Source organism: Sphingomonas silueang, assembly GCF_040049155.1.
GTDB classification, from domain to species: Bacteria; Pseudomonadota; Alphaproteobacteria; order Sphingomonadales; family Sphingomonadaceae; genus Sphingomonas; species Sphingomonas silueang.
Genome location: NZ_JBDZDK010000001.1, coordinates 104,541 through 120,495, shown reverse-complemented (window position 1 = coordinate 120,495; position 15,955 = coordinate 104,541). Strand labels below are relative to the sequence as shown.

The window sequence follows — 15,955 nt, the reverse complement described above, 5'->3', positions numbered from 1 at the left end:
GGTCAATGCGGAACCTTGTCACCATCCGTGACGGGCAAGGGGGAGACGGCATATGCGCAGCAGGATCGGCGTCGCGATCGCCATCGTCGTACTGGCATTCGGAGCGGCCTATTTCGCCTCGCCCTTCTGGGCGGCGCACCGGTTCCGCGCAGCGGCGGTGGCGGGGGATACCGACGGGCTGGAGGCGACGGTCGATTTCCCGGCGGTGCGCGAAAGCCTGAAGGCGCAGCTGAACGTCGCGCTGACCGAGAAGCTGCGGAACGATCCCGAGATGCGGAACAATCCCTTCGCCGGGCTCGGCATGATGCTGCTGCCGACGATCGTCGATCGCGCGGTCGGCGGCTTCGTCACCCCCGACGGCATCGCCGCGATCGCCCGCAACGGCCGCCTCGAACGCCGCGGCGCATCGGGGGACACACCGGCGCGCGCCGACATCGATTATGACTATGCCTATCGCGGCACCGATCGCTTCGCGGTGACGGTGACGGCGAAGAACAGCGGACCGGGACGCGGGCCGACCTTCGTGTTCGAGCGTCGCGGCCTGTTCGGCTGGAAGCTGGTGCGGATGGAGGTGCCGCCCGAGGCGCTGTCGGATCGGGCGGTGTGACCATCCGCAACATCGTCATCCTCACCGGCGCGGGCATCTCCGCCGAATCGGGCATCGCCACCTTCCGCGGCCCCGGCGGGTTGTGGGAGGGGCACCGCGTCGAGGACGTCTGCACCCCGCAGGCGCTGCGTGCCGACCCCGATCTCGTCCACCGCTTCTACGACCTGCGCCGCGCCGCGCTGGCCGGGGTCGTGCCCAACCCGGCGCATGACGCGCTGGCGCGGCTCGACCGGGAGTGGCCGGGGGAACTGCTGATCGTCACCCAGAATGTCGACGACCTGCACGAGCGCGCAGGGGCGCAGCGGCTGCTGCACATGCACGGCGAGCTGAAGTCGTATCTGTGCGCCCGCTGCGGCGTGCGGGGGCCGCACGAGCACGACCTGCCGCCCGGCAGCGCCTGCCCGGCGTGCGGCGCGCCGAAGCTGCGTCCCGACATCGTGTTCTTCGGCGAGATGCCCTATCAGATGGAGCGGATCGAGCAGGCGATCCTGTCCGCCGACCTGTTCGTGTCGATCGGCACGTCGGGCGCGGTCTATCCCGCCGCCGGGTTCGTCGAACTGGCGAACCATGCGGGGGCGGCGACGCTGGAGCTGAACCTCGAACGCTCGGCCGGGTCGGACCGGTTCGACGAGAGCCGTCTCGGCCCGGCGGGCGTGCTGGTGCCCGCGTGGGTCGAGGAGATATTACGCACTACTCCCGCGCCAGCAACCGGACCAGCCCGGTGATCCCCGAGCGCTCGTTCGCGCCCGCCTCCACCAGCACCGCGACCGTCTTCGCGCCGGGCGGGATCGGCGCGGTGACGGGGCCGACCAGCGCATCGCCCTTGGTCGCCACCAGCCGGTCGTCGACATAGACCCTGGCCCGCCCGGTGATCCGGGCGAAGGCGATGGTGCCGCCCTCCGCCGCGACCTTGCGCCGCACCGGGATGGCCGCGCGATAGAGGCGGAAGTTGTGCGCCGGTTCGGGCGAGGTGGCGACGCCGCTGCGACTGAACGCCCAGCTGTTGTTGTCGTCGCTGCCCGGCGCCAGCGTGGGTGCGGGCTCCTGCGGCAAGGGGGGCGAGCGGCGCCAGCCGGTGATGAACGCGCCGCCCGGCGTCACCGCCACCTGAGGCCGCGGTTCGGCGGCGATCCGGTCGAGCGTCAGCCGCGCGGGCCGCAGTCCTTCCGCGCCGGCGGTGATCGTCACCTGCCCGCGCCCCTCGAGTGCCTGCACCAGCAGCTGCGCAAGGCCGTTGAACAGCGACCGCTCGGGCGCCTTCTCGCTCTCGTGGCTGTTGGGATCGCCGTTGCCGACGCCGATCAGCGTCGCCCCGGTCACGGTGAAGCGCGTCATCCGGTTCTCGGTCGGGACGTGCCGTCCCTTGGCATCGACCGCATCGATCGTGACCGGCACGACATCCTCGCCGTCGCCCAGCATCGTCGTGCGTGCGGGCGTCAGGCGCAGCGCCACCGCCGGGCCTGCCGTCTCGTGCACCGCACGCGCCACCTCGCGTCCGCCGCGCAGCGCGATCGCCTCGAGCCGCCCCGGCGCATAGGGGACGGTGAAGGCGTTGCCCATGATCCGGTCGACGCGCTGCTCGCCGATCGTCCGGCCGTTCCGCACCACCCGCACTGCCTCGGCATTGCTCGTGACCAGCAGTTCGATCGGCTGCCCCTCGCGTCCCGGCCAGGTCCAGTGCGGGGCGATGCCGACGACGGCCGCATCGTCGATCCAGTGCGCGCGGTGGATGTCGTACGCCGTCTTGGGAAAGCCGCACAGGTCGAGGATGCCGAAGAAGCTGGCGATCGTCGGCCAGGTGAACGGCGTCGGCTCGCCATGATAGTCGAAGCCGGTCCACACGAACCCGCCCGCGACGAAGCGTCGCTTGGCGATTTCCGCCCACGCGCCCCGATGCGTCGCGCCCCATGGCGCGGCCTCGGTATCCATCGACGACATCACGTGGCGCGCCCTGTCGGTCGCATAGGCGCCGCGCGTCATGAACGCGCTGGTATCCTCGGACGAGGTGCTGGGCCTGGCCGGGTTCAGCGCGTGGAACTTGTCGTAATCGGCCTGATAATAATTGAACCCCATGACGTCGACGACGCTGGAGACGTTCTGCGGGTCATAGAACGACCCGTTCATCGCCGCCGTCACCGGACGGCTGCCGTCCAGCGCATGGACGCGCGCCGCCATCCGCCGCACCATCTCGACCCCCGCCTCGGTGCCCTGCATCGGTTCCTCGTTGAACACCGACCACAGGATGATGCTGGGATGGTTGCGATGCGCGCGCACCAGCCATTCGAGCTGGCCCATATTCTCGGGCGCGGGGTTGAAGACCCGGTTCTCGTCCATCACGACGAAGCCCATCCGGTCGCACAGATGGTAGAAGGCATCGGCCTGTGCGTTGTGCGAACAGCGGATGGCGTTGACCCCGGTGTCCTTCATCCGCCGGAGCCGCCACGCCAGCAGCGCCTCGGGCACCGCCACGCCGACCCCGGCATGATCCTGATGCAGGCAGACGCCCTTCAGCTTGACCGGCGTGTCGTTGAGGAAGAAGCCCTCGTTCGCATCGAAGCGGATGGTGCGGAAACCCACCGGCACGCGCCGTTCGTCATCGCCGCCCGGCGCGCTGCTGCGCACGCGGACGGTGTAGAGCGTCGGCGACTCGATCGACCAGCGCTTGGGATCGGCGATCGGCAGCGACAGCGCGACCGCTGCGGTGCCGAGCGGCGGCACCTGCGCCTGGCCCCGCGCGGAGGTGACGACGCGGCCTGCCGGATCGATCAGGTCGGCGGTGACGGTGGCGGCGGCGGCCTCGCGGGCGATGCTCTCCAGCGTCACCGCCACCGGCACCTGCCAGCCGCCCTCGCCTTTGCGGGGGTCGCAGTGCACGCCATCGGTCGCGATCGACACCGGCGACCGCTTCGCCAGCCAGACGTCGCGGTAGATGCCCGCCCCTTCGTACCACCAGCCTTCCATCTGCGTGGCGTCGACGCGCACGACGATGACGTTCAGCTCGTCGCCGAACCGGGCGAAGGGCGTGAGATCGACGCCGACCGCATTGTATCCGGAGAAGTTGCGCGCCGCGACGCTGCCGTTGACCCAGATCGTGGACGCCGTGGCGATCGCGCCGAAGTGCAGTTCGAGTTTCTTGCCCCGGTCGGCGGGATCGAGGCGGAGCGTGCGGCGGTACCAGCCGATCCCGCGCGGGCGATACCCTTGCGAGACATTGGCGCTCTCGACGAACGGCTGCGCCGACGCCCAGTCGTGCGGCAGGGTGACGGCCGCCCATTCGCTGTCGTCATATTCCATCGCCGCCGCGCCGCGCGCATTGCCCGCCTTGGCGTTGAGATAGGTGCCTTCGTGATCGGTCGGCGGCGGGGTGGGGATATCCCCGTCGTGGAACAGCCAGCCGCGGTTCAGCAGCACCCGCGACGGATCGACCACCGGCAGGCGGCCGGGCACCCCCGCCACCGGGGCAAGGCCGTGCGGCAGGCCGGTCGTCGCCCGGGGCGCGGCGGGCGCGGGCAGCGGCAGGCTCATCCCGGCGATCGTGCCCGCCGTACCGGTCAGCAGCGTGCGGCGGTTCATCAAGGTCATGCGCCCTCTCCCCTGTCATATCGTGTCACCGCCTCGGCCAGCGCGCGGACGGTTGCCCGGTCGGTTTCGCCCCGCGCCGGTCCGTCGAACCCCAGCGCGCGCACGCGACCCCCGGCCGTCGCGACCGGCACACTGGCCGAAGCATGGATTTCCTGTGCGCCGGTGGTGGCGAGCAACCGGGCGGCGTTGGCCGGGCGGACGCCCGACCCCGGCATCACCGCGATCCGCCCCGCCGCCGCGCGCACCATCGCCGCGATCACGCCTGCCCCGTCCGCCGCACGCACCGCGCCGCCCGAGGTGAGAATGCGATCGAACCCCAGCGCGATCGCCGGTTCGACCGCCGCGACCGGATCGTCGAGCAGGTCGACCGCGCGGTGCAGCGTCAGGTCGATGTCCTGGCGCTGCCACCGCATCGCCGCCGTCCAGTCGCGCAGCACCTCATGGTCGAGCGCGCTGTCACGCACCGCGCCGAACACCAGCCCGTCGATGCCGTCCGCGATCAGCGCCGCGCTCTCGGCATGGGCCATGGCCACGTCGGCGGCACCATAGGCGAAGTCGCCCGCGCGCGGCCGGACCATCGCATGCACCCGCACCCCGGCGGCATGGGCGCGCGCCACCACTTCCCGCGTCAGGCCCGAAGAAGGGGTCAGCCCCCCGACCGACAGCGCCGAACACAACTCGATCCGCCGCGCGCCCCCCGCGATCGCCGCCTCGCATCCGCCGAGCGTATCGACGCAGATTTCCAATATGGTCGCCACCGGCCCCTCGCCCATCCGTTTGTATGACTAATGAAGCGGTTGGGGCGCAGGTCAACCCCCCGCCGTCGCCTTGACTCGCGTGCCGCCCCGGCCTATGCGGCGCCCCCAAGCGACACATCCGGATTCGTCCGGTCGCGTCGTCCGTCCGAGACAGCAGGTGCGGGATTGCCCGCTTAATGTCCTGCCGAGGCGGGGAATGTGTTTCCAATACCTGCGCGGCCTCCGCGCGGGTCAGCCCTATGGCATTCGTGCCGTGGCGACCATGCCCCTTCACGGACTTTCGCCCCGTTCGTCGCATCCGCGGCGGGCGGATCGTTCGCGGGCGCATCCCATTCGTGGGCACGCCCCAATGCAAGGAGAACGGCATGGATCGCACTCAGAAGAGTGAAGCCGTCGCCGAGCTGAACCGCACCTTCAACGAGGTCGGCGTGGTGGTCGTCACCCGCAACCTCGGCATGACCGTCGCGCAATCGACGGGCCTGCGCAACAAGATGCGCGACGCCGGCGCGAGCTACAAGGTCTCGAAGAACCGTCTTGCCCGGATCGCAGCCGAAGGCACGCCGTACGCGGTGATCGCCGACCTGCTGACCGGCCCGACGGCGCTGGCCACGTCGACCGATCCCGTTGCCGCGGCGCGGGTCATCAACGACTTCGCCAAGACCAACGACAAGATCGAGATCGTCGGCGGCGCGATGGGCGGCCAGCTCCTCGACGCGGAAGGCATCAAGGCGCTCGCCTCGCTGCCCTCGCTCGACGAACTGCGCGCCAAGATCGTCGGCCTCATCGTTGCCCCGGCAACGAAGCTGGCGACCATCACCCAGGCTCCCGCGGCACAGATCGCCCGGGTCCTGTCGGCTTATGCGGAGAAGGACGCGGCGTAATCCACGCCCGTCCCCACACACAAACCATTCTGATTTACGGAGAATATCATGGCTGACCTGAACGCGATCGTCGACCAGCTGAGCGAGCTGACCGTCCTCGAAGCCGCCGAGCTCTCGAAGCTGCTCGAAGAGAAGTGGGGCGTCTCGGCCGCCGCTGCCGTTGCCGCCGCTCCCGCCGCCGGCGGTGGCGCCGCTGCCCCGGCTGCCGAAGAGCAGACCGAATTCGACGTCATCCTGACCGGCGACGGCGGCAAGAAGATCAACGTCATCAAGGAAGTCCGCGCGATCACCTCGCTCGGCCTGACCGAAGCCAAGGCGCTGGTCGAAGGCGCGCCGAAGGCCGTCAAGGAAGGCGTGTCGAAGGACGAAGCCGCCAAGATCAAGGCGCAGCTCGAAGCCGCCGGCGCGACCGTCGAAGTCAAGTAAGCCGCAGTGGGGGCGGCGGAGCCAAGGCTCCGCCACCTCCCACAAGGCCGGCCGGCGGGCCGAACGGCCCGTCCGACGTCATGGGACTTGCTCCCATGACGGCCTGGTCGAAAAAAGGGGGCGTACCTTCGCGGTACGCCCCCTTTTTTGTTACCCTTGCCGCCCCGCCCCCCGTTCGTGTCGAGCGCAGTCGAGACACAGTGCGAACCGCCAGCGGCCCGTCCCTGGACTTCGCTCGGGACGAACGGGGTGGTCGCACCGAACAGGAAGACCGGAGCACCCTGGCCCTGGCTCCCTCACCTCACGGCACCGTCACCGTCTCCACCGGCACGCCCTTCAGCTCTGGCACGGTGTCGAGCTGCGGCTTCACGCTCGCCAGATCGCCGACCACGACCAGCGTGAACTTGTCGAGCGGGAACGCGCTCGCCGCCACGCTGCTGAACTGCGCGTCGCTGACCGCCATCGTCGCGGGCACATAGCGGTCGAGCCAGTCGGCGGGCAGGCCCAGCGTGTCGCGCGTCGCCAGCTGTCCGATCAGCGAGGCGCTGTCCGAATTGCGCAGCACGAACAGCCCGGCATTGTAGCTGCGCATCCCCGCCGCCTCTTCCGGGCTGGGCGGCGTCGTCTGGAGCGTGCGGATTTCCTTGAACACTTCCTTGAGCGACGCGCCGGTGACCGCCGTGGTCACATCGGCATCGAAGCTCCATTGGGAGTCGCCCGGACGCTGGACCGTCGAGGAGCCGGGCGAATAGGTATAGCCCTTGTCCTCGCGGATGTTGCGGGTGATCCGCGACGAGAAGCTGCCGCCGAGCAGCGCGTTGCTGACCTGGAGCGGAATGTCGTTCGCGCTGCCCGCCACCGGCACCGGCCATGCGAGGCGGATGGTCGACTGCGGCGCGCCGGGCCGGTCGACCAGCACCACGCGCGGCCCGCCGGTCTGGGTCGGCACCAGCGACAGCCGCTGCGGCCCCGGCGCCCAGTCGCCGAACGCCTTCGCCACCGCCGCCTTGACCGCCGCCGCATCGAACCGCCCGGCGACATAGAGATGCGCCCGGCGCGCGCCGAAATTGGCGGCGTAGAAGCCCTTCGCCTGCGCCAGCGTATAGCCGTTCAGCTGCGCCGGGGTCGGCAGGATGCGGGCATAGGGATGGTCGCCATAGGTCGCGCGGGCCAGTGCATAGTCGGCGACCATGCCGGGCTGCGCGAACGACTGGGCGAGGGTGCGGCCCATATTCGCCTTCACCCGCGCGAACTCGCTCTCGGGAAAGGTCGGGCGGCGGGCGACGTCGCCGACCAGCGCGACCGCATCGGGGGCGAAGTCGCTGAGCGCGCTCATGTTGATCGACGTGCCGCTGTTCGACACGCCGACGCCCAGATTGCCGCCCATCGCGGCGGCGGCGGTGGCGAGCGCGGCGGAATCGCGGCTGCCCGCCCCTTCCTTCAGCATGTCGCCCGCCAGATCGGCGAGCCACGGATCGCGCCCTTCGTTCAGATTGCCCGCATAGACGCGCAGCGACACCGCGACCTTGGGCACATTGCCGTACGGGACCAGCGTCACCTGCATGCCGTTCGCCAGCGTATAGGTTTCGCTGGCGGGCACCTTGTACGCCTTAGGCGCACCGATCGGCGGCGCGGGGAGCGCCGGCGGCGGCGTGAGCGTCTGGGCGGCCAGCGGCGCGGCGAGGGTCGCGGCGGCGAGGAGGAACAGCGGCTTCATCTCACTTGGCTCCCTGTGCGGCACCGGCACCGGCGACGATGGTGTAGATCGAGCGGTTGGTCGGGCGCAGATATTCCTGCGCGGTCTTCCGGATCAGCGCGGGCGTGACCCTGGCGAACCCTTCCTCGATGCGGTTCACCGCCTGCGGATCATTGTCGAACAAGGCATAGACCGCGAGCAGGTCGATCAGCCCGATGCGCGCACCGCCGTCGACCGAGGAATAGAGATCGGAGCGCAGCTTGGTGCGCGCCCGGTCGAGTTCGGCGGCGCTGACCGGGGTCGTACGCAGGTTCTCGATCACCGGATCGATCGCGGCGCGGATCTGCGCATCGCCGTACTGCGGGTCATGGGTGAAGTTGAACGCCCACAGCATCGGCCCGTTATAATTGTACATGTTGCCGAGATAGGCGTTGATCCCGCCGCCCAGATCGCCGGTGATCCCCGTCTCCGCCTTCAGCTTGCGCGCGAGGCGGCTGTCGTCGCCCTGCAGCAGAATCTGGTCGATCAGCCCCATGGCATACCATTCGGGCGTTCCGCGCGGCGGCATGTGATAGCCGACCGCGAAGCCCGGCTTCGGCGCCAGCGCATCGACGCGGCTGCGGGTCTTCTCCGCCGTCTGGCGCAGTTCGGTCAGGTCGGGCAGCACCACCGGCGCGCCGCGCTGCAACGGGCCGAAATATTTGCGCACCATCGCCTCGGCCTGTGCATAGTCGATGTCGCCCGCGACCACGAGCACGGCGTTGTTCGGGCGGTAATAGCTGCTGAAGAACTGCGTCGCATCGGCGACGGTCGCCGCCTCGATCTCCTTCAGGTCGCCGTAGAAATTGTGGCTGTTGTGCCAGTTGACGTTGGCCAGCATCGGCAGGTCGATCCACGGCCAGCTGCCATAGGGCTGGTTGAGGACGTTGACCTTCACCTCGTTGCCGACGACGCCCTGCTGGTTCTTCAGCACCGTGTCGTTGATGACAGGGCGGGCCATGCGGTCGGCCTCCAGCCACAGGATGCGCTCCAGCGCGTTCGACGGCGCGATCTCGAAATAATTGGTGAAGTCGAACCGGGTCGATCCGTTCAGCACGCCGCCCGCGTTGCTGATGGTGTTGATGAACACGCCCTTGGGCGCGTTCTGCGACCCCTGGAACATCAGATGCTCGAACAGGTGCGCGAAGCCGGTGCGCTCGCGCGGTTCGACGCGGAAGCCGATGCCGTAATAGACGCCGACCGTGACCGTCGGGGCCAGCGTATCGCGCGACAGCACGACCTTGAGGCCGTTGGGCAGCGTCAGATAGCGCATGTCGATCGCGAGCCGCGCCGGGGCGGCCTTCGCCGGTGCCGCGCCCTGTGCCGCCGCCCCCGCCATGGGCAGCGCAAGTGCCGCCCCCAGCAACGCCGCCTTGATCGTTCGCTTCATGTCATCCCCCCTGTGGTGGTTCAGTCGTGGTCTTCCTCCGCCGATGCCGCCCCGGCATCGTGGACGAGGATGTCGCCCGGCTGGCAGTCGAGCACGCGGCAGATCGCATCCAGCGTGGTGAAGCGGATCGCGCGCGCCTTGCCGGTCTTGAGGATCGAGAGATTGGCGAGGGTGATGTCCACCGCCTGCGCCAGTTCGGTCAGCGTCATCCGCCGCGCCAGCAGCACTTCGTCGAGGCGGACGAGCACCGCCATCAGACCGTGCCCTCAAGGTCTTCGCGCAGCGCCGCCCCTTCGGCGAACACGCGGGCGAGGACGAAGGCGACCAGCACCGACAGCCAGCCGCCGATCGACACCGACGATCCGGCGGTATCGATGCCCAGCCCGTCGAAGCGGCGCACGATCAGCATCAGCGGGAAATCGAGCAGCTGGATCGCGAGCAGCGCCCAGCCGACCTGCCGCACCCGGCGCGCGTTCGGCGCGGCGAAGGTCTCGCCGATCCGCACCGTGCCGATGACGGCGGACAGGCGCGAGAAGATGACATGCGCAGGCACCGCCGCGACGACGCCCAGCAGCAGCAGCAGGCGGACCCCGCTCACCACCCGCGCCACATCGGCAGCGGGATATTTGGCGACGATTCGCTCGGCGAGCAGGTCGTGCAGCGGCACGCTGGCGACCGCGCCCAGCAAAAAGACGCCTGCGAACACGATGTTGAGGGCGAGCAACAGGCGCAGCAGGACGATGGTGAACCGCAATATCCGATCGCGCCGTGCCATCGTGTCTCCCCCCGAGCGTGGTGCGATGCTAGAGGGCGCATCGATTACCGGCAAGGGTTTCAGGTCCGCCGCACCTCGCCGTGCAGGCGCGCCTCCAGCCGGTCGATCATCCGGTCGCCTTCGTCGAGGAACACCGGCGCGATCTTGCCGCCCGGCTGCGCCTGTCCGATCAGGAAGGCGGCGGTGGTGCGCGACTCCCGCCCGTCAGCCCAGCGATAGCGCGCGTCGATCGCCATCATCGGCACGAAGAACGGCCGGTCGCGCGTCACGACGTGCAGCACGTGGCGCGGCAGCGACATCATCGCCTCCAGATGCCGCCGCTGGCCGCCGGGCAGCGCGAACGGGTCCAGCCCGCGCTGCGCCGGATTGGCGAAGAACGCCGCCAGCTGTTCCTCCTGCCGCGGATTGGCGGTCAGCAGCAACGTGGCGATCCGCACCTCCTCCGCCGCCACCGAACTCGGATTGCCGATCGTCAGGTCGAAATCGAGCAGCGCATTGTCGGCATCGGTCCCGACGCGCAGCGGGGCGAGCTGGAATTCGAGGAAGCGCGGCGCGGGCGGCGACGCGGGCACCACCGGCGGCAGGGGCGGCACGGGCGCGGCAGGCACGGGGGCGGGACGGGGCGCAGCCGGAACGGGGGCGGGCACCGGCGGCGGGGGCGGCGCACCGGGCACCGGCGGCAGCGTGACCGGGGCCTGCGGCTCGGCCTCGACCACCGCCCGCCCGCGCCGGACGCGGCCGACCACCCAGCCGATGCCCGCCGCCAGCGCGACGCCCGCCAGGAACCACAGCCACCACGGCAGCGTGCCGCCGTCGGCCGGGGTCAGCGTGTCGGGCGCGGGGGCGGGCACGTTCGCATCCGGTGTCAGGACCGGGGTCGGCGCAGGTGCCGCGGCCGGTTCGGCGATCGTGGTCGGTGCCGGTTCGGGTGCCGGTTCGGGCTCGGGTTCGGGCCGGGCGACCGGCGCGGCTGCGGCGCGCGGAGTCGGCGTGGGTTCCGGTGCCGGAGTCGCGCGCGGCGTGGGGCGCGGCGTCGCCGTGGCGCGCGGTGCGGGCGTCTCCACGGCGCGCGGCGTGGCGCTTGCGCGCGGGGTCTGCACCGGGCTCGGCGTCGCCACGACCGGCGGGGTGATGTCATAGATCGGGATGTCCCCGCCGGCGGGCGGGGTCTGCGTCTGCGCCGCCGCACCGGTGGCGGACAACAGGGCGATGCCGAGGATCGCGGGGGCGAGGATCGAGGGGGCAGGATTCATGCCGCGTCCTCAACCGGGGTTTTGCCCCCGGCGCATCCTCCCGCGCGCCTGCTTGCGACGAAGCGAGCCGCGCAAGCGACGAACCGGGCGCACGGCGCTCCGCGTTGACAGCCCGCGACGCCGCTTCTATATGCGTGCCCTGCTTCAGGTCCGGGAAAGAATGCGTCGTCGCGCGGGCGCATTGCAGGTATGGACCCATAAGCCATTGCAGGACGCCCGAAAAGCTGCGGCCCCATGCGGGGTGACGCGGCTTTCGTCGTCCGTTTCGCACGCCTGCCCGGCCGGCACCGGGCACCGAAATTAACAGTACGAGGCCAACGACTCCATGGCGACCAAGGCAAGCACGAGCGGCACGCACAAGCGCCGCATCCGCAAGGTGTTCGGCGACATCCACGAAGTGGTGCAGATGCCGAACCTGATCGAGGTGCAGCGCGAGAGCTACGAACAGTTCCTGCGTTCGGACCCGTCGATCGGCTATGTCTCGGGCCTCGAGAAGACGCTGCGGTCGGTGTTCCCGATCCGCGACTTCGCGGGCACCGCCGAGCTCGACTTCGTGACCTACGAGCTGGAAGACCCCAAGTTCGACGTCGAGGAATGCCGTCAGCGCGGCATCACCTATGCCGCGCCGATGCGCGTCACCCTGCGCCTGATCGTGTTCGAGGTGGACCAGGATACCGAGGCGCGCAGCGTGCTCGATATCAAGGAGCAGGACGTGTACATGGGCGACATGCCGCTCATGACCGAGAACGGCACCTTCTTCATCAACGGCACCGAGCGCGTGATCGTGTCGCAGATGCACCGTTCGCCGGGCGTCCTGTTCGACCATGACCGCGGCAAGACGCATGCGTCGGGCAAGTATCTCTTCGCGGCGCGCGTCATCCCCTATCGCGGCTCGTGGCTCGATTTCGAGTTCGACGCGAAGGACATCGTCAACGTCCGCATCGACCGCAAGCGCAAGCTGCCGGTGACGTCGCTGCTCTATGCGCTGGGCATGACCGGCGAGGACATCCTCAACCACTTCTACAACCGCGTGACCTTCGTCCGCGGCGAGGGCGGCTGGCGCATCCCCTATGCGCCCGAGAACTGGCGCGGGCAGAAGCCGTCGTTCGACATCGTCGACGCCAACACCGGCGAGGTCGTGTTCCCGGCGGGCACCAAGATTTCGCCGCGCCTCGCCAACAAGGCGGGCAAGGACGGCCTGACCGACCTGCTGATCCCGACCGAGGAAATCTTCGGCCGCTACAGCGCCTATGACCTCATCAACGAGGACACCGGCCAGATCTATATCGAGGCGGGCGACGAAGTCACCGCCGACAACCTCGAACTGCTCGACAAGGCGGGGATCGAGCGGATCGAGCTGCTCGACATCGATCACGTGTCGACCGGCCCGTGGATCCGCAACACGCTGAACGTCGACAAGGCCGAGGAGCGCGAGCAGGCGCTGGCCGACATCTACCGCGTGATGCGCCCGGGCGAGCCGCCGACGCTGGAAACCGCCGAATCGCTGTTCGCCGGGCTGTTCTTCGATCCCGAGCGCTACGACCTGTCGGCGGTGGGCCGCGTGAAGCTCAACATGCGCCTCGACCTCGACACGCCGGACACGGTGACGACGCTGCGCAGCGAGGATATCCTCGCCGTGGTCAAGACGCTGGTCGACCTGAAGGACGGCAAGGGCGAGGTCGACGATATCGACAACCTCGGCAACCGCCGCGTCCGTTCGGTCGGCGAGCTGCTGGAGAACCAGTATCGCGTCGGGCTGCTGCGCATGGAGCGCGCGGTCAAGGAGCGCATGTCGTCGGTCGACGTCTCGACCGTGATGCCGAACGACCTCATCAACGCGAAGCCCGCGGTCGCCGCGGTGCGCGAGTTCTTCGGCTCGTCGCAGCTGTCGCAGTTCATGGACCAGACCAACCCGCTGTCCGAAGTGACGCACAAGCGCCGTGTCTCGGCGCTCGGGCCGGGCGGTCTGACCCGCGAGCGCGCGGGCTTCGAGGTCCGCGACGTCCACCCGACGCACTATGGCCGCATCTGCCCGATCGAGACGCCGGAAGGCCCGAACATCGGCCTCATCAACTCGCTGGCGACGTTCAGCCGGGTGAACAAGTACGGCTTCATCGAGACGCCCTATCGCCGCATCATCGACGGCAAGGTGTCGGACGAGGTCGTGTACCTCTCGGCGATGGAGGAGCAGAAGCACACCGTCGCGCAGGCGTCGGCCGAGCTGAATCCGGACGGCAGCTTCGCCGAGGAGCTGGTGTCGGCGCGGCAGGCGGGCGAGTTCCTGATGGCGCTGCCCGAGAACGTCACGCTGATGGACGTCAGCCCCAAGCAGCTCGTCTCGGTCGCGGCGTCGCTCATTCCGTTCCTCGAGAACGACGACGCCAACCGCGCGCTGATGGGCTCGAACATGCAGCGCCAGGCGGTGCCGCTGGTGAAGGCGGAAGCGCCGTTCGTCGGCACCGGCATGGAAGAGACGGTCGCGCGCGATTCGGGCGCGGCGATCTCGGCCAAGCGCGCGGGCGTGGTGGATCAGGTCGATGCCGCGCGCATCGTGATCCGCGCGACGGGTGACGTCGATGCCGCCGAGAGCGGCGTCGACATCTACACCCTCATGAAGTTCCAGCGCTCGAACCAGTCGACCTGCATCAACCAGCGTCCGCTGGTGAAGGTGGGCGACGTGGTGAAGGCGGGCGAGGTGATCGCCGACGGTCCCTCGACCGAATTCGGCGAGCTGGCGCTGGGCCGCAACGCGCTCGTCGCGTTCATGCCGTGGAACGGCTACAACTACGAGGATTCGATCCTCATCTCCGAACGCATCGTGAAGGACGACGTGTTCACGTCGATCCACATCGACGAGTTCGAGGTGATGGCCCGCGACACCAAGCTCGGGCCGGAGGACATCACCCGCGACATTCCGAACGTGGGTGAAGAGGCGCTGCGCAACCTCGACGAGGCGGGCATCGTCTACATCGGTGCCGAGGTCGAACCGGGCGACATCCTCGCGGGCAAGATCACGCCCAAGGGCGAATCGCCGATGACGCCGGAGGAAAAGCTCCTGCGCGCGATCTTTGGCGAAAAGGCGAGCGACGTGCGCGACACCTCGCTGCGCCTGCCGCCGGGCGTGTCGGGGACGGTCGTCGACGTGCGCGTCTTCAACCGTCACGGCATCGACAAGGACGAGCGCGCGATGGCGATCGAGCGCGAGGAGATCGAGCGCCTGAAGAAGGACTCGGACGACGAGCGCGGCATTCTCAACCGTGCCACCTGGTCGCGCCTGCGCGAGATGCTCGAGGGGCAGACCGCTACCGCCGCGCCCAAGGGCGTCAAGAAGGGCGTGGTCATCGACCGCGACCTGCTCGACCAGATCGACAAGCACGAATGGTGGCGCTTCGCCGTCGCCGACGACACCGCGCAGTCGAACCTCGAAGCGATCAAGGCGCAGTATGACGAGGCGGTGAAGCGCATCACCGACAAGTTCCACGACCGCCGCGAGAAGCTGGAGCGCGGCGACGAGTTGCCGCCGGGCGTGCTCAAGATGGTCAAGGTCTTCGTCGCGGTGAAGCGCAAGCTGCAACCGGGTGACAAGATGGCGGGCCGTCACGGCAACAAGGGCGTCATCTCGCGCATCCTGCCGCAGGAGGACATGCCGTTCCTCGAGGACGGGACTCCGGTGGATCTGGTGCTCAACCCGCTGGGCGTGCCGTCGCGCATGAACGTCGGGCAGATCTTCGAGACGCATCTGGGGTGGGCCGCGCGCAACCTCGGCATGCAGGTCGCCCGGTCGCTGCGCGACTGGCGCGAGGCGAACCCCGATGCGGTCGCGGGCGAGATGCCCGCGGCGGTCAAGGATCGCCTCAAGGAGATCTACGGCGATCACTATGCCGACGACATCGACGCCCGCTCGAACGAGCAGGTGGCCGAGCTGATCCAGAACATCAGCACGGGCGTGCCGATGGGCACCCCGGTGTTCGACGGCGCGCGCGAGAGCGACGTGTCGGCGATGCTGGAGCTTGCGGGGCTCGACACCTCGGGCCAGTCAGTGCTGTTCGACGGGCGCACCGGCGATGCGTTCGACCGCAAGGTGACGGTGGGCATCATCTACATGCTCAAGCTCCACCACCTGGTCGACGACAAGATCCACGCGCGTTCGATCGGGCCGTACAGCCTCGTCACCCAGCAGCCGCTGGGCGGCAAGGCGCAGTTCGGTGGCCAGCGCTTCGGGGAAATGGAAGTGTGGGCGCTCCAAGCGTACGGCGCCGCCTATACGCTCCAGGAAATGCTGACGGTGAAGTCCGACGACGTGGTCGGCCGCACCAAGGTCTATGAGGCGATCGTCAAGGGCGACGACACCTTCGAGGCGGGCATCCCCGAGAGCTTCAACGTGCTGGTCAAGGAAATGCGCTCGCTGGGCCTCAACATCGAGTTGAGCAGCCTGGAGGACAGCGACGGCCTGGCCGAGGCGGCGGAGTAAGACTTCTACTCCCTCTCCCCTTCAGGGGAGAGGGTCGGGGAGAGGGGCAGTCCCACGGCCCTCTCCGCACTTCCCCT

General features: G+C 69.2%; 12 protein-coding genes. 5 read left to right on the top strand and 7 right to left on the bottom strand.

The annotated features are described in order from the left end of the window. Positions 1–52: 52 nt before the first annotated feature. Both ABLE43_RS00515 and ABLE43_RS00510 read left to right on the top strand, forming a co-directional pair. Positions 53–607 carry a DUF2939 domain-containing protein gene (locus ABLE43_RS00515; RefSeq protein ID WP_348976512.1) on the top strand — a complete coding sequence of 185 codons (555 nt, stop codon included), beginning with the start codon at positions 53–55 and terminating at the stop codon, positions 605–607. Then, a complete protein-coding gene (locus ABLE43_RS00510; protein WP_348976511.1) occupies positions 604–1,332 on the top strand; it encodes an NAD-dependent deacylase in 729 nt (242 codons plus the stop codon). The genes ABLE43_RS00515 and ABLE43_RS00510 overlap by 4 nt, the downstream gene beginning before the upstream one ends. Here the strand turns inward: ABLE43_RS00510 and galA are convergent. Together galA and ABLE43_RS00500 are read right to left on the bottom strand one after the other, a co-directional pair. Further along, the gene (galA, locus tag ABLE43_RS00505) at positions 1,298–4,189 is read right to left on the bottom strand and encodes a beta-galactosidase GalA (protein WP_348976510.1); all 2,892 of its coding nucleotides are present in this window, start codon (positions 4,187–4,189) and stop codon (positions 1,298–1,300) included. The two genes, ABLE43_RS00510 and galA, sit on opposite strands and share 35 nt — an antisense overlap. Continuing rightward, on the bottom strand, positions 4,186–4,947 hold the full coding sequence (locus ABLE43_RS00500) for a copper homeostasis protein CutC (protein ID WP_348976509.1): 762 nt from the start codon (positions 4,945–4,947) through the stop codon (positions 4,186–4,188). Before ABLE43_RS00500 ends, galA begins: the two co-directional genes overlap by 4 nt. A gap of 365 nt (positions 4,948–5,312) precedes the next feature. On the opposite strand from ABLE43_RS00500, the gene rplJ reads away from it, so the two are divergent. Continuing rightward, positions 5,313–5,828: a 50S ribosomal protein L10 gene (gene rplJ / locus ABLE43_RS00495; protein WP_055761025.1), complete on the top strand. Its 516-nt coding sequence runs from the start codon at positions 5,313–5,315 to the stop codon at positions 5,826–5,828. A 48-nt stretch (positions 5,829–5,876) separates the two neighbouring features. After that, entirely contained in the window at positions 5,877–6,254 is a 378-nt protein-coding gene (gene rplL / locus ABLE43_RS00490; protein ID WP_348976508.1) for a 50S ribosomal protein L7/L12, read from the top strand. Between the two features lie 301 nt (positions 6,255–6,555). Here rplL and ABLE43_RS00485 read toward each other — a convergent pair whose 3' ends face one another. From ABLE43_RS00485 to ABLE43_RS00465, 5 genes are read right to left on the bottom strand one after another with little or no spacing between them, the layout of a single operon-like run. Continuing rightward, the gene (locus ABLE43_RS00485; protein WP_348976507.1) at positions 6,556–7,971 is read right to left on the bottom strand and encodes a M16 family metallopeptidase; all 1,416 of its coding nucleotides are present in this window, start codon (positions 7,969–7,971) and stop codon (positions 6,556–6,558) included. A 1-nt stretch (position 7,972) separates the two neighbouring features. Continuing rightward, on the bottom strand, positions 7,973–9,379 hold the full coding sequence (locus ABLE43_RS00480) for a M16 family metallopeptidase (RefSeq protein ID WP_348976506.1): 1,407 nt from the start codon (positions 9,377–9,379) through the stop codon (positions 7,973–7,975). 20 nt (positions 9,380–9,399) lie between these two features. Next, complete coding sequence (locus tag ABLE43_RS00475) at positions 9,400–9,633, bottom strand: helix-turn-helix domain-containing protein (RefSeq protein WP_348976505.1); 234 nt, start codon at positions 9,631–9,633, stop codon at positions 9,400–9,402. Beyond that, complete coding sequence (locus ABLE43_RS00470; protein WP_348976504.1) at positions 9,633–10,154, bottom strand: DUF2975 domain-containing protein; 522 nt, start codon at positions 10,152–10,154, stop codon at positions 9,633–9,635. The genes ABLE43_RS00475 and ABLE43_RS00470 overlap by 1 nt, the downstream gene beginning before the upstream one ends. Before the next feature lie 59 nt (positions 10,155–10,213). Then, the gene (locus ABLE43_RS00465) at positions 10,214–11,407 is read right to left on the bottom strand and encodes a cytochrome c-type biogenesis protein (RefSeq protein ID WP_348976503.1); all 1,194 of its coding nucleotides are present in this window, start codon (positions 11,405–11,407) and stop codon (positions 10,214–10,216) included. 325 nt (positions 11,408–11,732) lie between these two features. Between ABLE43_RS00465 and rpoB the strand changes: the two genes are divergently transcribed. Next, positions 11,733–15,878, top strand: a complete 4,146-nt coding sequence (rpoB, locus tag ABLE43_RS00460; RefSeq protein ID WP_348976502.1) for a DNA-directed RNA polymerase subunit beta — start codon at positions 11,733–11,735, stop codon at positions 15,876–15,878. Positions 15,879–15,955: the final 77 nt, after the last annotated feature.